14 protein-coding genes and 1 pseudogene are annotated in these 19,729 nt (G+C 70.3%); all 15 read left to right on the top strand.

Translation table 11 applies throughout. The annotated features are described in order from the left end of the window. Positions 1-40: 40 nt before the first annotated feature. The 15 genes and pseudogenes from ACWDUM_RS08850 to ACWDUM_RS08780 all read left to right on the top strand — a co-directional run bounded on the left by ACWDUM_RS08850 (position 41) and on the right by ACWDUM_RS08780 (position 19,729). Complete coding sequence (locus ACWDUM_RS08850; protein WP_450134187.1) at positions 41-847, top strand: NADH-quinone oxidoreductase subunit J; 807 nt, start codon at positions 41-43, stop codon at positions 845-847. Continuing rightward, a complete protein-coding gene (gene nuoK, locus ACWDUM_RS08845; RefSeq protein ID WP_450113183.1) occupies positions 844-1,143 on the top strand; it encodes an NADH-quinone oxidoreductase subunit NuoK in 300 nt (99 codons plus the stop codon). The genes ACWDUM_RS08850 and nuoK overlap by 4 nt, the downstream gene beginning before the upstream one ends. 1 nt (position 1,144) lies before the next feature. Continuing rightward, positions 1,145-3,055, top strand: a complete 1,911-nt coding sequence (gene nuoL / locus ACWDUM_RS08840; RefSeq protein WP_450133673.1) for an NADH-quinone oxidoreductase subunit L — start codon at positions 1,145-1,147, stop codon at positions 3,053-3,055. A gap of 2 nt (positions 3,056-3,057) precedes the next feature. Further along, positions 3,058-4,650, top strand: coding sequence for an NADH-quinone oxidoreductase subunit M (locus ACWDUM_RS08835; RefSeq protein WP_450133672.1), 1,593 nt, complete (start codon positions 3,058-3,060; stop codon positions 4,648-4,650). After that, positions 4,647-6,239, top strand: a complete 1,593-nt coding sequence (nuoN, locus tag ACWDUM_RS08830) for an NADH-quinone oxidoreductase subunit NuoN (RefSeq protein ID WP_450133671.1) — start codon at positions 4,647-4,649, stop codon at positions 6,237-6,239. The genes ACWDUM_RS08835 and nuoN overlap by 4 nt, the downstream gene beginning before the upstream one ends. A gap of 688 nt (positions 6,240-6,927) precedes the next feature. Next, the gene (locus ACWDUM_RS08825; protein WP_450133670.1) at positions 6,928-7,977 is read left to right on the top strand and encodes a 3-oxoacyl-ACP synthase III family protein; all 1,050 of its coding nucleotides are present in this window, start codon (positions 6,928-6,930) and stop codon (positions 7,975-7,977) included. A gap of 1 nt (position 7,978) precedes the next feature. Further along, positions 7,979-8,872, top strand: coding sequence for a 3-oxoacyl-[acyl-carrier-protein] synthase III C-terminal domain-containing protein (locus ACWDUM_RS08820; RefSeq protein ID WP_450133669.1), 894 nt, complete (start codon positions 7,979-7,981; stop codon positions 8,870-8,872). 37 nt (positions 8,873-8,909) lie between these two features. After that, complete coding sequence (locus ACWDUM_RS08815; protein WP_450133668.1) at positions 8,910-10,571, top strand: fatty acid CoA ligase family protein; 1,662 nt, start codon at positions 8,910-8,912, stop codon at positions 10,569-10,571. Continuing rightward, a complete protein-coding gene (locus ACWDUM_RS08810) occupies positions 10,568-10,879 on the top strand; it encodes a hypothetical protein (RefSeq protein ID WP_450133667.1) in 312 nt (103 codons plus the stop codon). Before ACWDUM_RS08815 ends, ACWDUM_RS08810 begins: the two co-directional genes overlap by 4 nt. Then, positions 10,876-11,916 carry an NAD-dependent epimerase/dehydratase family protein gene (locus ACWDUM_RS08805; RefSeq protein WP_450133666.1) on the top strand — a complete coding sequence of 347 codons (1,041 nt, stop codon included), beginning with the start codon at positions 10,876-10,878 and terminating at the stop codon, positions 11,914-11,916. Before ACWDUM_RS08810 ends, ACWDUM_RS08805 begins: the two co-directional genes overlap by 4 nt. A 37-nt stretch (positions 11,917-11,953) precedes the next feature. Next, positions 11,954-15,049: an amino acid adenylation domain-containing protein gene (locus ACWDUM_RS08800; protein WP_450133665.1), complete on the top strand. Its 3,096-nt coding sequence runs from the start codon at positions 11,954-11,956 to the stop codon at positions 15,047-15,049. Continuing rightward, positions 15,046-15,765, top strand: a complete 720-nt coding sequence (locus ACWDUM_RS08795) for a formyltransferase family protein (protein ID WP_450133664.1) — start codon at positions 15,046-15,048, stop codon at positions 15,763-15,765. Before ACWDUM_RS08800 ends, ACWDUM_RS08795 begins: the two co-directional genes overlap by 4 nt. Beyond that, positions 15,762-17,927 (top strand): MMPL family transporter, encoded by a 2,166-nt coding sequence (locus ACWDUM_RS08790; RefSeq protein WP_450133663.1) that lies wholly within the window; start codon positions 15,762-15,764, stop codon positions 17,925-17,927. The genes ACWDUM_RS08795 and ACWDUM_RS08790 overlap by 4 nt, the downstream gene beginning before the upstream one ends. Before the next feature lie 435 nt (positions 17,928-18,362). Beyond that, positions 18,363-18,710 (top strand): annotated as a pseudogene (locus tag ACWDUM_RS08785) (transglycosylase family protein); the annotation flags it as partial. A 182-nt stretch (positions 18,711-18,892) separates the two neighbouring features. Continuing rightward, positions 18,893-19,729, top strand: a complete 837-nt coding sequence (locus ACWDUM_RS08780; protein WP_450133662.1) for an NAD-dependent epimerase/dehydratase family protein — start codon at positions 18,893-18,895, stop codon at positions 19,727-19,729.

Raw genomic sequence — 19,729 nt, 5'->3', positions numbered from 1 at the left:
GGCCGCCCTCGCCCAGCCGCTGACCCACACCACCGAGATCATGGCGGAGCCGCTGACGCGCACCTCTGGCGCCGAGGCGGTGCAGTTCTGGATCCTCGGCACCGTGTGCGTGCTCGGCGCGCTGGGGGTGGTGTGCGCGACGAAGGCCGTGTACTCGGCGATCTTCCTGGCGATGACGATGATCATCCTGGCGTTCTTCTACATCGCCCAGGACGCACTGTTCCTCGGTGTCGTTCAGATCGTCGTCTACACCGGCGCGGTGATGATGCTGTTCCTGTTCGTACTGATGCTGATCGGTGTCGACTCATCCGACTCGCTGGTGGAAACCATTCGCGGACAGCGGGTCGCGGCCGCAGTGGCGGGGCTCGGATTCGGGGTGCTGCTGATCGGCGGGATCGGCAGTGTCACCGTTGGCGCATTCGCGGGGCTGCCCGACGCGAACGCCGCCCCCGGCGGCGGTCTCGGCAACGTGCCGGGCCTGGCGGAGCTGATCTTTCTGCGCTACGTCTGGGCGTTCGAACTGACCGGCGGACTGCTGATCGTCGCAACCATCGGCGCGATGGTGCTCGCGCACCGCGAGCGCCTCGAACCGAGACCGGACCAGAAGTCCATGTCGGAGCAGCGGTTCCGCGACGGTGGCCAGGTCACACCGCCGCCGAGTCCCGGCGTCTATGCCCGGCACAACGCGGTCGACATGGCGGCCCTGCTGCCGGACGGGTCACCCGCTCCGGGATCGGTCAGCGGCGTCCTCACCCCGCGGCACGGTGAGCGAGGCGCACCGGGCAAGCGGGAGGCGGCGCCCAGCAGCGTGTGGGGCCAGGGCGGCGAGAAGGAGGGAGAACTGTGAACCCGGAGAACTACCTGTACCTGTCTGCGCTGCTGTTCACCATCGGTGGTGCCGGGGTGCTGTTGCGCCGCAACGCCATCGTGGTGTTCATGTGCATCGAGCTGATGCTCAACGCGACCAACCTCGCGTTCGTCACCTTCGCCCGCATGCACGGCAATCTCGACGGGCACGTCATCGCGTTCTTCACGATGGTGGTCGCCGCCGCAGAGGTCGTCGTCGGACTGGCGATCATCATGGCCATCTTCCGCACCCGCCGGTCGGCCTCGGTCGACGTAGCCAACCTCCTGAAGTTCTGAAATGGCAGGGGGAATCTGGCTACTCATCGCCCTGCCGGCCGCCGGTGCCGCAATTCTGCTGCTCGCGGGCCGCCGCAGCGACCGGTGGGGGCACCTGCTCGGCTGCGCGACCGCGATCGCGTCCTTCGCGGTGGCGGTCGCGCTCTTCGTCGGCATGCTCGGGCGCGACACGGACGACCGCGCCGTCCACGAAACCCTGTTCAGCTGGGTGCCGGTCGCCGGGCTTCAGGTGGACTTCGGGCTCCAGCTCGACCAGCTGTCCGTGTGTTTCGCGCTGCTCATCACCGGTGTCGGCTCCCTGATTCATGTCTACTCGGTCGGGTACATGGCTGCCGATCCCGGCCGACGCCGGTTCTTCGCGTACCTCAACCTGTTCCTCGCGGCGATGCTGCTGCTGGTGCTGGCCGACAACTACCTGGGCCTGTACTTCGGTTGGGAGGGTGTGGGCCTGGCGTCGTACCTGCTGATCGGATTCTGGCACCACAAGCCGGCCGCGGCGGCGGCCGCGAAGAAGGCGTTCGTCGTCAACCGGGTCGGCGACACCGGTCTCGCGATCGCGCTGATGATCATGTTCGCGACCTTCGGAACCGTGTCGTATTCGGGGGTTTTCGCCGGTGTCGGTGACGCGGGCGAGGGGACCGTCACCGCGCTCGGGCTGATGCTGCTGCTGGCCGCGTGCGGTAAGTCCGCTCAGGTACCGCTGCAGTCGTGGCTGGGGGACGCGATGGAAGGCCCGACTCCGGTGTCGGCGCTGATCCACGCCGCCACGATGGTGACCGCGGGCGTCTACCTGATCACCCGCTCGAACGCGATCTTCGACCTGGCCCCCGCCGCCCGAGCGGGCGTGGTGATCGTCGGCGCGGTGACCCTGCTGTTCGGCGCGATCATCGGCTGCGCGAAGGACGACATCAAGAAGGCGCTCGCCGCGTCGACGATGAGCCAGATCGGTTACATGGTGCTCGCGGCCGGTCTCGGCCCGGCGGGGTACGCATTCGCGATCATGCACCTGCTCACCCACGGCTTCTTCAAGGCCGGACTGTTCCTCGGCGCCGGGTCGGTCATGCACGCAATGAACGACGAGGTGAACATGCGTCGCTACGGCGGATTACGCGTCGTCATGCCGATCACGTTCGCGACCTTCGGGCTCGGCTACCTGGCGATCATCGGGATTCCGCCGTTCGCCGGCTTCTTCTCGAAGGACAAGATCATCGAGGTCGCGTTCGGTGCGGGCGGCGCGGAGGGCGTGCTGCTGGGCGGTGCGGCACTGCTCGGTGCGGGGATCACCGCGTTCTACATGACCCGGGTGATGCTGATGACGTTCTTCGGGAAGCGGCGATGGGAGGCGGGAGCGGAGCCTGCGGAGCGACCAGGAGTCACAGTCGCTCATCCCCACGAGGCGCCCGCCGTGATGACGTGGCCGATGATCCTGATCGCGATCGGCTCGGTGTGCTCCGGGTTCCTGCTGGCTTCCGGTGACGCTCTGGTGAACTGGCTCGCCCCGGTCGTCGGTGAACACCACGACGAGCTGCCGGTGCCGGTGTGGACGATCACCGTGACCACCCTGGCCGTCGTGCTGGCGGGGATCGCGGTCGCGGTTCGGCAGTACGCGGGGGTGCGGATACCCACCGAGGCACCGGAAGGGGTGTCGGCGTTGACGGTTGCCGCGCGCCGCGATCTCTACGGCGACGCCGTCAACGAGGCGGTCTTCATGCGACCCGGGGACGGGCTCACCCGGGCACTGGCGACGGTCGACGACCGTGGCGTCGACGGTGCCGTCACCGGGGTCGCCGCGGGTGTCGCCGGGCTGTCGACGCGAGTCCGCAAGCTGCAGAACGGTTTCGTACGGACCTATGCAACCTACATGTTCCTGGGTGCGGCCGCGACGGTCGCGATGCTGGCGTTGGTGAGGTGATCGTGGACGACTTCGCATGGCTGAGCGCACTGTGGTTGACGCCCCTCGTCGGTGCCGGGGTGGTGGCCTGCCTCCCGACCCGCAGCCGGGACTCGGCCCGTTGGGTCGCGTTCGCCGCCTCGCTGGTGGTGCTGGGACTCGCGATGGTTGTCGCGGTCGGGTTCGATCCCGGCGGCGACCGCTTCCAGTTCGTCGAATCCCACTCGTGGATACCCGCGTTCGGAACCCGCTACGAACTCGGCCTCGACGGCATCGCCCTGGTGCTGGTGCTGCTCACCGCCGTGCTGGTGCCGGTCCTGCTGCTCGCGGGCTGGAAGGACGGTACCGGGGAGACCGGCGGCTCCCAGGCGGGCCGCGGTCGGCGGCCGGTGCACGCCCACGTCGCGCTGGTCCTCATCGTCGAGGCAATGGTGCTGATGTCGTTCCTCGCCCTCGACATCCTGCTGTTCTACGTCTTCTTCGAGGCGATGCTCATCCCGATGTACTTCCTGATCGGGGGTTTCGGCGATGCACGGGGGCCCAGGGCAGCGGTGAAGTTCCTGCTGTACAACCTCTTCGGGGGACTGATCATGCTCGCCGCGGTGATCGGCCTCTACGCGGTGACGGCGGGGGAGTCGAGCCCGTTCGAGTCCGGCACCTTCGACTTCCGCGCGATCGCCGACGCGGTGTCGAGCGGAACCCTGACGATGGACGCACCGGTCGCGAACGCGCTGTTCCTCGGCTTCATGTTCGCGTTCGCGGTGAAGGCGCCGCTGTGGCCGCTGCACACCTGGCTGCCGGATGCCGCCGTGCACTCCACCCCGTCCACCGCGGTGCTGATGATGGCGGTGGTGGACAAGGTCGGCACCTTCGGCATGCTGCGGTACTGCGTACACCTGTTCCCCGACGCCACGGCCACATTCGCGCCCCTGATCGTCACCCTCGCGGTGATCGGCATCGTGTACGGCGCGCTCGTCGCGATCGGTCAGACCGACATCATGAGGCTGATCGCGTACACCTCCATCTCCCACTTCGGGTTCATCGTGCTCGGTGTGTTCGCGCTGACCAGCCAGTCCCAGGGGGGCTCGACGCTGTACATGGTGAACCACGGCCTCTCCACCGCGGCGCTGATGCTGGTGGCAGGGTTCCTGATCGCCCGCCGCGGGTCGCGTGCAATCGGTGATTACGGTGGCGTGCAGACCAGCGCACCGGTGCTCGCCGGCACGTTCCTCGTCGCAGGCCTGGCGACCCTGTCGCTGCCCGGGCTGGCCCCGTTCATCAGCGAATTCCTGGTGCTGATCGGCACGTTCACCCGGTACCCGGCGGTCGCGGTGATCGCGACGAGTGCGCTGGTGCTCTCGGCGGTCTACATCCTGTGGCTGTATCAACGGGTGATGACGGGCCCCGTGCGGCACCGGGTCGCGGACCTGGTGCCGCGGGAGATCGCCGTGGTGGCGCCGCTCGTCGTGCTGTTGCTGGTGCTCGGCTTCTATCCGAAGCCCGCTCTCGACGCAATCACCCCGGCGGTCACCGACACCCTGACCGCGGTGCACCAGCACGATCCGGCACCGACTGCCGGGGTGGTCGAGGCAGAGCAGGGAGGTGGGCAGCGGTGATTTCCCCGGAGCGTACGGCGGTCCTGGCTCAGACGACGCTGCCCGTCCCCGACATCGAGTACGGCAAGCTCGCGCCGATGCTGATCGTGTTCGCCGTGGCGGTCCTCGGGGTGATCGTCGAGGCGTTCGCGCCGGTCCGGGCGCGGTATGGCGGTCACCTCGTGCTCGGCCTCGGCGGCCTCACCGCCGCGTTCGTGGCGGTGGTGCTGCTACGCGACACCCGGGGTACCGCCGTGGCAGGTGCGGTCGTGATCGACGGACCGACCCTCTTCCTGCAGGGCTCGATTCTGCTGGTTGCGATCCTGTCCGTGCTGCTCATCGCGGAGCGCGGACTGGACCGCAGCGGCGTCCGGTCCGACCCGGCGGCCGATGCTGTCGCGGACGCGTTCACGCCGCAGGCGTCCGTGGTGCCGGGCAGCGTCGCCGAGAGGGAGGCGACGAAGGCGGGCGTCACCCGCACCGAGGTGTTCCCGTTGACCCTGTTCGCGGTTGGCGGCATGCTGCTGTTCCCGGCGTCGGGTGACCTGCTCACCATGTTCGTGGCACTCGAGGTGCTCTCGCTGCCGCTGTACCTGCTGTGTGGCCTGGCCCGCCGACAGCGAGTGCTGTCGCAGGAGGCCGCGCTGAAATACTTTCTGCTGGGTGCGTTCTCGTCGGCATTCTTCCTGTACGGCGTCGCCTTCCTGTACGGGGAGGCGGGCACGGTACGGCTGTCGGGCATCGCGGAGTCCACCCGTTCGGGCGGTACCGCGCTGGCCCTGATCGGCACTGGCCTGCTGTCGGTGGGGCTGCTGTTCAAGGTCGGCGCGGTCCCCTTCCACACCTGGGTGCCCGACGTCTACCAGGGTGCACCCACCCCGATCACCGCGTTCATGGCCGCGGCCACCAAGATCGCGGCGTTCGGGGCGATGTTGCGGATCTTCTACGTGGCGCTGCCCGGGCTGCGGGACGACTGGCGGCCGCTGTTGTGGGCGGTGGCCATCCTGACGATGGTCTTCGGGTCCGTGCTGGCGGTGACCCAGACCGACGTCAAGCGGATGCTCGCCTACTCGTCGATCGCGCACGCCGGGTTCATCCTCACCGGTGTGGTCGCGGCGGACCGGGCCGGGTTGTCCGCGACGTTGTTCTACCTGGTGGCGTACGGGTTCGGCACCGTCGCGGCCTTCGCGATCGTCGGCCTGGTCCGGGGGCCGGCGGGGGAGGCGACACACATGTCGCAGTGGGCCGGATTGGGGCACCGCTCGCCATTGATCGCGGGCACCTTCGCGCTGCTGCTGCTCTCGTTCGCCGGGATCCCGCTGACCGCCGGATTCACCAGCAAGTTCGCCGTGTTCTCGGCCGCGGCCGGGACAGGGGCGGTGCCACTGGTGGTCGTCGGTGTGGTGTGCAGCGCCATCGCGGCCTTCTTCTACGTGCGGGTGATCGTGCTGATGTTCTTCTCGGATCCCCCGGCTGTGCGGCCCGAGGTGGTCGTGCCGAGCCCGCTGACGACGATCGCGGTCGCGATCGGTGCGGCGGTGACCGTGTTGCTCGGGATCGTGCCCCAGCCGGTGCTGGATCTGGCGGAAAGGGCAGCCGCATTCCTCTGACGCCCGGCGTCGGTGCGTTGCTGACGCCCGGCGTCGGTGCGTTGCTGTTGCGGTGCGTCGGCGTGTCCCGCTTGTGAGTGCCGGTCGAGCCGAAACCGTCATGACGCGAGCGTCATTCACCTTCCTTCGGATCGTCGGCTCCGTTCGGGCGGATTTGTTACTCGCGGGTAAGTTTGTCCGACGTCACCACACCACAGAGGCTCGTTGATCTCAAGGCCGAGCGGACCAATTGTGACCTGATTCATATCGGGGCGCGGTTTGGATGGGTTGGCGTCCAACATGATTCAAGAAGCAACCACTTTGCCGATGCGAAGCCCGTGGGGAGTGTGGGGCGTGTCGCGCGGCGAAAGATCCTGGTGGTCGACCGTATCGGCGAGGCGAGGAGCGGCCCCGGCTGTTGCTGCGCGGTGCCGCGGCCCGGAGCGCCGGGACGATATGTCTGTAACTATCTGTTGATAGACAAATCCCAGGGTTCTCGGCCGTTGCGCTCCGCAGGACTCGGCGCGCGCTGTACATTCCCTCACACAGCCTCGTCCCGGTGTGGCATTCGCTGCGTGGTGCTCGGGGCCGATCGATCGTTGTTGGCGCGCGTGATGTCGAAACATATTTGGGGACTTGATAATTACGCGAAATCGGGACTCTGCATGCAGGGCACCGGCCGAGCGTGGGACCGACCGGAGGAGCTGTGGTGATCCATTCACGATTCGAGGCGATCGGCGCTCACCTGCCGAGCGCCGTACTGACCACCGAGGAGTTGATGGGTCGGCTCGCCGAACCCCCGTCGTTCAATTTCGAGGCGGTGACCGGGGTCCGGGAGCGTCGGGTCCGCTCCACCGACCCCGAGGACTTCGAGGACTCCTTCGCCCTCGCGACGAAGGCGGCACGCGACTGCCTGGCGAGGTCCCGCTACGCCGCCGCCGACCTCGACGCGATCATCTCGGTGTCGATCACCCGGAGCAAGGAGGAGTCGAAGATCTACTTCGAGCCGTCCTTCGCCTCCATGATCGCCAAGGAGCTCGGCGCCACCCGGGCCATTCACTTCGACCTGTCGAATGCGTGCGCCGGCATGCTCAGCGGCACCTACATCCTCGACCGCATGATCCGGTCCGGCGCCGTGCGCAACGGCATGGTGGTCAGCGGTGAGGCGATCACCCCGATCGCCGAGACGGCGGTCGAGGAGATCGTCGGGGGCTACCACCCGCAGTTCGCCTCCCTCTCGGTCGGCGACTCGGGCTGTGCGGTCGTCCTCGATCGGTCCGAGGGTGAGGACGACCGGATCCACTACGTCGAGCTGATGACCGCGTCCGAATACGCGGACGCCTGCCTCGGGATGCCGTCCGACCGGACGGGAGGCGTCGCGCTCTACACCGACAACCGGCGCATGCACAACGAGAGCCGCTTCATGCTGTGGACCGACACCCAGCGCAATCACCTTGCCGCGCAGGGGCGAACCTTTGCCGACGAGGAGTTCGACTACATCATCCACCACCAGTTCGGCGCGTCGGCCGTCACGGCGCTGAACGCACTCGGCGAACGGGAGTTCGGTACCGCGATGCCCGAATCGCTCAACGTCGTCGAGAAGTACGGCAACACCTCGACCACCAGTCACTTCATCGTCCTGCACGACCAGCTGGGACAGAAGCGGATTCCTGCGGGATCGAAGGTCCTGATGGTTCCCGCCGCGTCCGGCATCGTCACCGGTTTCCTGTCCGCCACGATCTCGTCCCTGGAGGTATGACATGGGCGTCGTCATCACCGCAACCGGTGTCAGCCACGGCGCCGACACCGCCGGCATCATCGTCAACTCCGCCCGCGCCGCACGGGCGGCACTCACGGCCGCCGACGCGCCGCCCGACTCCGTCGGGGTGCTGATCAACACCGGCATCTACCGCGACTCGAACATGGTCGAACCCGCCATGAGCGCGCTCATCCAGAAGGAGGCCGGCATCGGCCTCGAGTACGGGGAGCACGACCCGCGGTCGTTCTCCTTCGACCTGATGAACGGGGCATGCGGCGTCCTGAATGCCGTCCAGGTCGCGTCGGCGTTGCTCGGCACGGGCAGCACCGGCCGAGTCCTGGTCGTCGCGGGCGACACCCACCCGTCCCTCGCCGGCCCGGACGCTCCGGCCGACTTCCCCTACGCCACTGCGGGCGCCGCGCTGCTCCTCGAGCTCGCGGAGGGGCCGGACGGCTTCGGCTCGGTTCACGTCGAGCTCGCCGACGGACCGGCCGCCGTCGAGGGCTTCGTCGACACCGCGACGATGGGGACCACCGGGCGATCCGCGATGACCGTCCGGCGCAGCGACGACTTCGAGCGCCGCCTCCTCGATGTCGCGGTCGCGGCCGGCTCCCGCGCGCTGACCGGTGACGCCGACCCGGACACGACGGTGCTGATCGCCTCTCGGCCGACGCCCGGGTTCCGCGCGGAACTGTCCGCCAAGCTCGGCATCCGGGTTCTCGACGACGGAACCGGTGACCACGTCACCGGTGACACCCACACCGCGACGCTCCCGCTCGCCTACCACCACGCGGCGGCTTCCGGCCGGCTCGACGGCGTTCGCCACGTGCTGATGGTCGCTGCAGGCGCCGGCCCCAGTGCCGCCGCCGCGCTGTACCGGATCCCCGGGTGGTGATGGGCGTGGGCCTCGTGATCCGGGGAGGCGTGCGCCGATGAACGCACCCACCGACACCGGATGGGTCGACCGGCTGCGGGAACACGCCCGGCGTCGTCCCGCGGCGCCGGCGGTCACATACGCGGACACCGCCGAGCGCGACGTGATGCCGGTGTACACCGACATCACGTTCGCCGAACTCGACGCCTGGTCCGACGCCCTCGCCCAGCGGTTCACCGACGACGGCATCGGGGCAGGAACCCGGACCGTCGTGCTGGTCAACCCCGGTCCCGAGCTGTACGCGGTGCTGTTCGGTCTGTTCAAGGCAGGCGCGGTGCCGGTGGTCATCGACCCCGGGATGGGGCTGCGCCCGATGCTGCGCTGCCTGGCCGCGGTCGACGCCCAGGCGTTCATCGGGATCCCGCAGGCGCACGCCGTGCGGGTGCTGTTCCGCCGCGCCTTCCGAGGGGTGGAGGCGCGGGTGACGGTCGGCCGCCGCTGGTTCTGGGGCGGCCGCACCCTCACCCAGCTCGGCCGGACCCCGGCCGGTCGGGTGCGCCGCACCACGGCGCCCGATGCCGACGTGACGGCGATGATCGCCTTCACCACCGGCTCCACCGGCCCGGCGAAGGCGGTCGAACTCACCCACGGCAACCTCGCCGCGATGCTCGAGCGGACCCAGGCACTGACCGGGGTCACCGACGAGGAGACGGCTCTGGTGACCCTGCCGATGTTCGGTGTCCTCTACCTGCTCCTCGGGACCAGAATCGTGCTGCCCCCACTGATTCCGAGCCGGGTCGGGGCCACCGACCCGGAGCATGTCGTGGACGCCGTCAACCGGTTCGGGGTGCACACGCTGTTCGCCTCGCCCGCGGTCCTGGCACCGCTGCTCGCGCACAGCCGGGACCGCCGGACCGCCCTGCCGACCGTCCGCGCGGTCTTCTCCGGGGGCGCCCCGGTGCCCGACGCGGTGGTCACCGGGCTGCGCGAGATCCTGCCCGCCACCGCGGAGGTGCACGCGGGATACGGTGCGACCGAGGTGATCCCGATGTCGTCGATCGAATCCCGCGAGCTCGCCGACGGCCTCGTTGATCTCGCCCGCGCGGGTGCCGGGACATGCATCGGGCGGCCCGACGCCGGTGTCGAGGTCCGGCTGGTCGCGGTCACCGACGAACCGATCCGGCGGTGGGACCAGACCGAGGAGCCGCGGGACGGGGTCGGCGAGATCGTCGTGGCCGGCCCGAACGTCAGCCGCCGCTACCACTGGCCCGACGCGGCCAACCTGGTCGGCAAGATCGCCGACGGTGATCGCATCTGGCACCGCACCGGGGACGTCGGACGGATCGACGAGAATGGTCGAATCTGGTTCTGCGGTCGCAAATCCCAGCGAGTGCAGACGGATGGCATCACGTTCCATCCGGTCCAGGTCGAACAGATCTTCAACGCCGTCGACGGGGTCGGCCGGACCGCACTCGTCGGCGTCGGCACCCGCCCCGCGCAGCGTCCGGTGCTGTGCGTGGAACTGCTGCCCGGTGCCGAACCCGCAGTGGTGGTGGACGCACTGCGCACCCACGGCGCGCGGTTCCCGCTCACCGCGACGATCGACACCTTCCTGGTCCATCCGGGGTTTCCCGTCGACATTCGGCACAACGCGAAGATCGGCCGCGAAAAGCTCGCGGACTGGGCGGGAAAACGGCTTCGGAAGGAGCGCCGCCGATGAAGAGCCCTCTGCTCCGGGTGATTCCGGTCCTCGGCTGGCTGTACCTCGCATACGGGGCGCTCGGGACCGCGGCCGGTTCACCGCTGCGACACCCGGCCGCGCGGGCCGCCTGGTGGATCGACGCCTTCCTCAGCGTCGTCGTGCACGCCGCGCAGATACCCGCTGCGCTCCGCGCCGACCGGGGACGCCGTTCCCCGGCCGCCACCGCCGCCCTGACGATGGCATTCGGGATGACTTGGTGGAAGACCCAGCCCGCCGAACCGGGAGGCCCTGTACCGGGAGGCCCAGTCGAGGAGAAGGCTCCGTGAAGGTACTCGTCACCGGTGCATCCGGATTCCTCGGCGGTCGCCTCGCTCGCCGCCTCGTCGACGACGGCGAGCACGACGTGTCGATCCTGGTGCGGCGCACCAGCAATCTCGCCGACCTCGGCGACACCTCACAGATGCGGATCGTCCACGGCGACCTCACCGACCCCGACTCGCTCGTCGCCGCGACGCGCGGAATCGACATCGTCTTCCACAGCGCCGCCCGCGTCGACGAGCGCGGCGTGCGCGCCCAGTTCGTGCGCGAGAACACCACCGCCACGGAGGTGCTGCTCACCGCGGCCCGGGACAGCGGGGTGCAGCGGTTCTTGTTCATCTCCAGCCCCAGTGCCCTGATGAGCTACGACGGCGGCGACCAGATCGAGATCGACGAGACCGTCCCGTATCCGACCCGATTCCTGAACCTGTATTCCGAGACCAAGGCGGCCGCCGAACGGGCGGTCCTCGCCGCCGACGCCGACGGGTTCACCACCTGCGCGCTTCGCCCGCGCGCGATCTGGGGCCCCGGTGACCGCTCCGGCCCGATCGTCCGGCTGCTCGGCCGGGCCCAGGCGGGCACGCTGCCGAACCTGTCCGGGGGCCGCGACGTCTACGCCTCGCTGTGTCACGTCGACAACATCGTCGACGCCTGCGTCAAGGCCGCCGCCTCGGACCGCGTGGGCGGCCGGGCCTACTTCGTCGCCGACGCCGAGGTCACCAACATCTGGCCGTACATGGCCGAGGTGGCACGGCAGTTCGGCTTCGTCATGCCCGAGCGGGAAGCGAACCTCCGGGTGGTCACGGCGGCAGTGCGAGTGCTCGACCTGGTGTGGAAGATCCCGTACCTGGCGATCCGGTACTCGCCGCCGCTGTCGATGTACGTGCTGGCCCTGATGACCCGCTCGTCGACCTTCGACACCGCAGCCGCCGAACGCGACTTCGGATACGCGCCGGTGATCGACCGGGCTCGGGGCATGGCCGAGTTCCGGGCCTGGGTGAACGACCAGGGTGGCCTCGCCGAACTGACCCGCGACCTGAAGTAGCCGCTCGATCTGCCGTGACAACCGCCGAAGGACTGCCGTGACATCGACCATCCCCACGTTCGAGCGCCCCGTCTCCGCCACCGAGCGGTTGTACCTGGCGACGCGGCCGCTCGCCGCGCCGTTCGCAATCCAGTTGGTGGTCACCGGTTCCGGCGACCTCGACCAGGACGAGCTGACCGCGGCGGTCACCCGGGCCTGCGTCGCGTGCCCGGGTGCGCGACTGCGCCGGGACGGCGACCGGTGGGTCGACTCCGGTGTTCCCGCACGGGTGACGGTGGTCGACGGTGGCGTCGACTTCGACGCCCTCGACGACGACCCGGTGCTCACTCGTGACCTCGGCGCCGACGGTCGGGCCACCACCGAGGTGGTGCTGGTGCGCGGCGGCGGTGCCGCCCTGACACCCGGCGGCGGTGCCGCCTTCACGCGCGGCGGCGGTGCCGCCCTCACACCCGGCGGCGCCACCACCACGGTCGTCTTCCGCGCGTTCCACGGCGTCATGGACGCCCGCGGGCTCTGGTTGTGGGCGGCCGACGTCTTCCGGGTGCTGCATGGTCAGGACCCGATCGGTGCCCCGGATCCCACCGCCGACCACGACCTCGTCGGCAGGCTCGGAAGCCCCGGCAAGCCGACCACCCTGCTGCCCAGCTATCGGTCGCCGCTGGGCGCGTCCGGCCCGGTGCCACGCGAGCGCCCGTTCCTGTGGCGACACCGGACGGTGCCCGGGACCGCCGCCGCGGCGGTCGCCCGGATCTCGGCGGTGCTGGCCGATGCGGCCGGAGCGACGATCCGGATCATGGTCCCGGTCGACCTGCGCCGGCACGACCCCGCCCTGCGTTCGACCGCGAACCTCGCGCTGCCCCTGTTCCTCGACGTCGCACCGGGTGAGTCGTGGTCGCAGGTGCACGCGCAGATCCTCACCCGCATGGCCGGGCGCAGCGAGCTGAACGAGATGGACAACGGCGGGCTGGCCCGGCTTCCCGCGTCCCTGACCCGCGCGGTCCTGCGGGGCGTGCACCGGCTCGGTGCCCGCACCAACCGGAACCTGGTGTCCGCCATCGTGTCCCATGCCGGTCAGGTGTCCACCGCCGAGCTGTCCTGCCCCGGTTTCACAGCCACCGGGGTGCGCGCGATTCCGGTGCACACGGGGCTGGTGCCGGTATCGTTCGTCGTGCTCGAGTGCGACGGCACCACCGAGATCACCGTGTCCTGCCGGTCCGGTGCCGGGGTCGACGAGCGCCTGACCGCCCTCCTCGACGCGGTCGCCGCGGAGTTGACGGGCACGGGCGATGTGGGCGAACCGGTCCTCACCCCGGCCGTGCCCGCCGCGCCGGCCGCCGCGGGCACCGACACGGCGGACGAGCGGTTCCGCCTGCACGCACGCTCCGTGCCGGACGCGGTCGCGGTCAGTGGCCCCGACGGGGAGTGCACCTACCGGGACCTCGACGCGCGCGCCGACGCGATCGCCGCCGCTCTCCGCGACCACGGCGTCACCCCGGGCGCTGTCGTCGCGATCCTCGCCGGGCGCACCCTCCTCGGTGTGGCGGGCCAGCTCGGGATCCTGCGGGCCGGCGCCGCGTTCCTGCCGCTCGATCCGAAGCACCCCGCGGAACGGCTGTCGTCGGTGGTCGCCGACTCGGGTGCCACCCTTCTGCTCGCCGAGCGCGTGCACGCCGGTGCCGTCCCGTCCGCCGTCCCGGTCGTGCTTCTCGACGACCTGCCCGAGCGGGTGGAACATCTTGTGCGCGTGCCGATTCGCGGTGACGACGTCGCGTTCGTGACCTACACCTCCGGTTCGACCGGCCGGCCCAAGGGCGTCCTGGTGCCGCACGCCGGCGTCGTCAACTTCGTCGACTCGGCCACCGACTGGTACCGGCTCGGGCCGCAGACCCGGTTCGCGCACCACCACACCCCGGCCGCCGACATGGCCTGCGCGGCGTTCTTCGGTGCCCTCCTGACCGGGGGCACCGTCACGCTCGTACCCGAGGACACCTCGCACCTGTCCCTCCGGTCGATGCTGTGCGAGTCCGGGGCCAACACCTTCCTGTTCACCCCGAGCCTGCTCGAGGTGGTGACGCGGCTCGACATCGACCCGCCCACGCCGCGCACCGTCATCATCGGCGGGGAACAGTTGCCGCCGGCCCTGGCGGCACGCGCCCGACGCTTCTTCGGCGCGGACGCGCGGCTGCTGAACAGTTACGGGCCAACGGAACTGAGCATCGTGTGCACCTCCCACGTGATCGGGGAGGACCCGGACCCGGATGCGGTGTCGGTCCCGATCGGCGCGCCGGCGGCGGGCACGGACGCCTATCTGCTCGACGCCCGCCGTCTGCCGGTGCCCGCAGGCGAGATCGGCGAACTGTACTTCTCCGGCCCCCAGGTGGCGCGCGGCTACCTCGGTCGCCCCGAACTGACCGCGGAACGGTTCGTCCTGCTGCCCGGCGGCGTACGTGCCTATCGCACCGGCGATCTCGCCCGGGTCCTGCCGGGTGGTGACCTGGACTTCGCCGGTCGCGTCGACGAACAGGTCAAGGTGCGCGGGAACCGGGTCGAGCCGGGCGAGGTGCGGGCCGTGCTCGAGGGGTGCCCCGGCGTCGATCGTGCGGCAGTGGTCGGCCGACGCGGGCAGCACGGCAACGTCCTGGCCGCGTACGTGATCGCGTCGGACGGGCTCGAGGAGACCGCGGTGCGGGACTTTCTGGCCGAGCGTCTGCCCGCGTACATGGTTCCCGCCGTGATCCGGCAGGTCGACGAGCTGCCGCTGACCGCGAACGGCAAACTCGACGTGTCCCGGCTGCCGGACGTCGACGCCCCCGCGCCGGGGGGACCGCCGCAGCAGCCCGCGGAGAACGAGCCGGGCGACGAACGCGACCCGGACCTGGACCGCATCGCCGCCATCTGGGTGAAGGTGTTGTCCGTCGACCGCGCGGTCGTGACGCCCGACGCGGACTTCTTCGCGCTCGGCGGCGACTCCCTGGCCTCCCTCGAGATGCTCTCGCAGGTGTCGCGGACCGTCGTCGGTGCCGCGGGGGAGGCCAGGTTCGTCGCCCGGCTCGACGGACTGGTGCAGCGGATGACGCTCGCCCACGTGCACGCGGCCGCGACCGCTGCGCGCGACGGCCGGGATCCGTCGTGATCTTCATCGGCGGCGGCGCGCTGCTGTGGCGGGCGGTGCGCAGCGCGCAGGCATGCGGACACCGGGTGGATCTGGTCTGCATCGGACCCGACGAGGCGGCGCCCGACGGCGTCCCGGTGCTGCGCGGCACCGACGTCAACGCGCAGGCCACCGCCCTGGTGGCGGCCTGTACCGACGGGGTGGTGTGGTCGATCAACAACCCGACCATCCTGCGGGCGCCGATCGTGGAATCCGGTCTGCGGATCCACAACATCCACAACGGACCCCTCCCCGGCTACCGAGGGCTCCCCGAGATCGCGATCGTGCACGCACTGCTGGCCGGGGAAACCCGTTACGGTGCAACGCTTCACGTCGTCGAACTGGGGATCGACACCGGTGGCGTCCTCGCCGTCGAGGAGTTCGAGATCGGTGTCGACGACACCTTCCAGGACGTGATGATGGCCGGCCTGCGCGCCTGCCACACGGTGTTCGAACGCAACCTGTCCGCCGTCGTCGAGGGCACGCTCACGCCGCTGCCCGCCTCCGGGGCCCGGCCCGGCTACCACGGCCGCCGCGATCTCGCGGGCCTCGCGGCGCATCGCGACAACCCCCGATACCCGCGCGCCGCCGCCCTCGGCGTCTTCGCGCCGCACTATCCCGAACTCGCCGCGGCGCTGGCCGCGGGTGAAGCGGTCGACCCGGGACGGGTCGGCACCGCCGAGGAGGCCCGGGCGTGACCCGATGGGCGGCGGTCGTCCTGCGGTGGCCGTGGCTCGTCCTGCTCCTCACCGTGGGCGTCGTCGCCGTCGCGGGCACCTGGGGTTCCGCCGTCCACGACAGGCTCGGTGCCGGCGGGTACGCCGATCCCGGAAGCGAGTCCGCCCACGTCGAGGCACTCGTCGACGACCTGTTCGGCCGTCAGAGCCCGGATGTCGTCGCCGTCTACACCGCCCCGGCGGGTTCCACGCTCGACCAGATCGCACCGCAGGTCCAGGCCCGGCTCGACACCATCGAGGACGGCCTGCTCGACCGGCCCGTCGTGACCCCGTGGAACACCCCCGCGGCGGCGCCGTACCTGCGCTCGGCCGACGGCACCCGGGCGTTGGCGCTGGTCTTCGCGGCGGGTGACGAGAACCAGCGGCTGGCCTCGTACCCCGCCGTCGCGGAGCATCTGACCGTTCCCGGGGTGCCGACCGAGCTGACCGGGTTCGCGGCGGTGGCCGACGAGATCAACAGCCGGTCGGCGCAGGACCTGCTGCGCGCCGAATCGTTGTCGCTGCCGATCACGCTGGTCGTGCTGGTCCTGGTGTTCGGCGGTCTCGTGGCCGCCGCCCTGCCCGTCGCCGTCGGCGTGCTCGCCATCCTCGGTGCCCTCGCGTGCCTGCGGGTGGCCACGTCGTTCACCGAGGTGAACGTGTTCGCGGTCAACGTCGTCACCCTGCTCAGCCTCGGCCTGGCGATCGACTACGGGCTGTTCGTCGTCAGCCGCTACCGCGAGGAACTGGCTGCTCAGCGCGACATCGGCGCCGACGCCGACCCCGCTGCCGCGCTCACTCGCACCCTTGCCACCGCCGGGCGCACCGTCGGGTTCTCCGCCCTGCTCCTGGTCTTCGCGTTCGCGGGCACCCTCGTCTTCCCGCAGGCGACGCTCCGGTCGCTCGGACTGGGCGCGATGTCCGCGGTCGCCGTTGCGGCGACGATGTCGCTCACCGTCCTGCCCGCCGCCCTCGCGCTGCTCGGGCCCCGCGTCGGCGCGGGAAGCTGGCGCCGGGACGCCTTCGACCGGGGACAGGCGCGTGCCGAGCGGTTCTGGGGGCGCGTCACCCGCGCCGTTCTCGCCCGGCGCCTGCTCGTCGCCACCTCGATCACCGCCCTGCTGCTGGTACTGGCCACGCCGGTGCTTGGCATCAAGCTCACCGACATCGACCACACCGCACTGCCCGCGGACCACCCGGCCCGCACCACGGTCGAACGGGTCGCCGCGGAGTTCCCGGCCGTGGGCAGCGGCGTCGTCGCCGTGGTCCGGGGTGACGACGGCCGGCCGCCCTCCCCGGTGGTGGTCGACGGGCTGCGCCGCCAGATCGCCGCCGTCGGCGACGTCGCGGGTGTCGTCGTGGCCGGAACGCGGGACGACGTCACCGTCCTCAGGGCGCAGCTGGAGGTACCGGACCGGTCGCAACCGGCGATGGCGGTGCTCGACGAGATCCGGGCGATCGAGGTGCCGGACGGCGCCCGGATGATGCTCGGCGGGCAGACCGCCCTCACCGCCGACGGGGTCGACGCGATCGTGGACCGGTTCCCGGTGATGGTCGCGATCATGGCGCTGGCCACCTTCACGCTGCTGCTGATCGGGTTCGGATCCGTCCTCCTGCCGATCAAGGCGGTGCTCGTCGCGGCGCTGAGCCTGGGGGCGACCTTCGGGATCCTGACCTGGGTGTTCCAGCACGGTCACCTGGCGGGCCTGCTCGGCGTCAGCACCGGGCCGCTCGCCGCGGGAATGACGGTGCTCGTCGTCGCGGTCGTGTTCGGCCTGTCCACCGACTACGAGGTGTTCCTGATCTCCCGCATGGTCGAGGAGCACCGTCGCGGAGCCGACACCGACGGAGCCGTCCTCGCGGGCGCGGCACGCACCGGCCGGGTCGTCACGGCGGCCGCCGCGCTGCTGATCCTCGTCACCGGCGCGTTCACCCTGTCCGCGCTCACTCCGATGCGATTCCTCGGCGTCGGCATGATCATCGCGCTGGTCATCGACGCCACCCTCGTCCGGATGCTGCTCGTCCCGGCGCTGGTCGCGCTGATGGGCCGCGCGAACTGGTGGGGGCCGGGGGCGCTGCGGCGACGCACCCAGGATCCACCCTCGGGACGGTCGCCCGTCGCGGCCGCCGACGCGGAACGGTGAACCAGCTCACGTGACCGTTCCGAGACCGCATTCGTGCTCTTGTGCTTGAGTTCGCAAGCTTCGAGGGCCCGAAACAGGGCCCGACAGTGTGATCTGCCTCACAATTACGTAACGATAACGAACGACTTTGCGAAACATCACGAAACGGGCTCATCCTGGGAGAATCAGGTGTAAGAAACCCCGATTCGGGGCGTCCGGCAGGGCCTGTGACGCCGAAAACCCATGGTTTGCAAGGTTCCTCGTCCTCCGTATCGTCGGTGACGGCTCAGAGATCAAGAGCCGCTGCCGGACCGCCGCCGAGCCTGCCCCTGCGGATCCGGCCCGAGTACCAGAACCCCCTGGGGCAACGACGAGGCCCATCGCGCACCGAATGCGGTCGCTCCACAACGTCCACCGGACGCCTCGTCGAACGCGGCCCGTGAAAGGAACATCTCGATGACCACCACCCGTATTCAGACCACCACCTCCAAGGCGAAGAAGGCCCTCGGCTGGGTGGCCGTGACGGGCGCGCTCGTCGCCGTCCCGATGGGACTCGCTTCCGGCACCGCAAGCGCTGCCGGCCACAACTGGGATGCCGTTGCGCAGTGCGAGAGCGGCGGCAACTGGAACACCAACACCGGCAACGGATTCTCCGGCGGCCTGCAGTTCACGCAGAGCACCTGGGCCGCCTACGGAGGGTCGGGTCAGGCGCACAACGCCAGCAAGGCCGAGCAGATCGCCGTGGCCGAGAACGTGCTCGCGGGCCAGGGCCCCGGCGCGTGGCCCGTGTGCGGTCAGTACCTCTGAGCCGCAACACAAGTGACTCCATGACGTACCGCTGACGGCGGCGCGCGAAACGGTCGTCTCCCTCACTCCACGAGTGGGGGCGACGGCCGTTTCTGTTGTCCGGTAACGGGCAACATGATTCGATGAGCAGACCGTGCCCCGGTAGGCGGGGTCGGTCGCCGCACAGTCGAGGAGTGTCGATGCGAATCTTCGTGGCCGGTGCAGCAGGCGTCATCGGGCGAGTGCTCGTTCCCGAGCTGATTGCGGCCGGGCACGAAGTGTGGGGAACCACTCGCCATGCCGAATCCGCTGCCTGGCTCGAATCAACGGGGGCGCATCCGGTTTCGTTGGACATCTACGACACGCCCGCAGTGGAGTCGGCGGTGGCGGATGCGGCGCCGGACGCGATCGTGCACCAGCTGACCGCGTTGTCGGAGTCCGACCGCGCGGCCAACGCCCGGATCCGCACGGTCGCGACCCGCACCCTCGTCGATGCGGCGCGGTTACACGGTGTCACCCGGATGGTCGCGCAGTCCATCTCGTTCGTGTACCCACCCGGAGTCGAGCCGGCCACCGAGGCCGACCCGATCGACCCGGCGCGGACCGTGACCCTCGACGGGGTCCGGGCGCTCGAGTCCGCGGTCGGCGAACTCCCCGGGGGCGTCGTGCTGCGATACGGCACCCTGTACGGCCCCGGAACCTGGTACGCCCACGACGGGATGATGGCCGAGAAGGCACGTGCCGGGGACCTGCCCACCGGGGACGAGGTCAGCTGTTTCCTGCACGTGCAGGACGCGGCCGCCGCCGTGCTGGCCGCGCTCGACTGGCCGCCCGGCATCGTCAACGTCGTCGACGACGACCCTGCGCCCGCCGACATCTGGGTGCCCGCATACGCGCGTTCGGTCGGGGCGCCCGCCCCGACCACGCAGACCGCCGCGGGCATCGGCCGCCCGGTGTCGAACGCCCGGGCCCGCGCACTCGGCTGGACCCCGCGGTACCACAGCTGGCGGGACGGATTCGTCACCGCCAATCGCTGA

The organism is Rhodococcus sp. NPDC003322 (assembly GCF_053589555.1).
Note: the sequence above shows the minus strand (reverse complement) of the source record. Positions and strands in the feature narration are given on the sequence as shown.

What these genes read in the sequence shown, in the direction of transcription:
- ACWDUM_RS08850 (WP_450134187.1), top strand. Translation starts at nt 41, where the DNA reads ATGGCGGAGCCGCTGACGCGCACCTCTGGCGCCGAGGCGGTGCAGTTC.
- nuoL (WP_450133673.1), top strand. Translation starts at nt 1,145, where the DNA reads ATGGCAGGGGGAATCTGGCTACTCATCGCCCTGCCGGCCGCCGGTGCC.
- ACWDUM_RS08820 (WP_450133669.1), top strand. Translation starts at nt 7,979, where the DNA reads ATGGGCGTCGTCATCACCGCAACCGGTGTCAGCCACGGCGCCGACACC.
- ACWDUM_RS08815 (WP_450133668.1), top strand. Translation starts at nt 8,910, where the DNA reads ATGAACGCACCCACCGACACCGGATGGGTCGACCGGCTGCGGGAACAC.
- ACWDUM_RS08810 (WP_450133667.1), top strand. Translation starts at nt 10,568, where the DNA reads ATGAAGAGCCCTCTGCTCCGGGTGATTCCGGTCCTCGGCTGGCTGTAC.
- ACWDUM_RS08780 (WP_450133662.1), top strand. Translation starts at nt 18,893, where the DNA reads ATGCGAATCTTCGTGGCCGGTGCAGCAGGCGTCATCGGGCGAGTGCTC.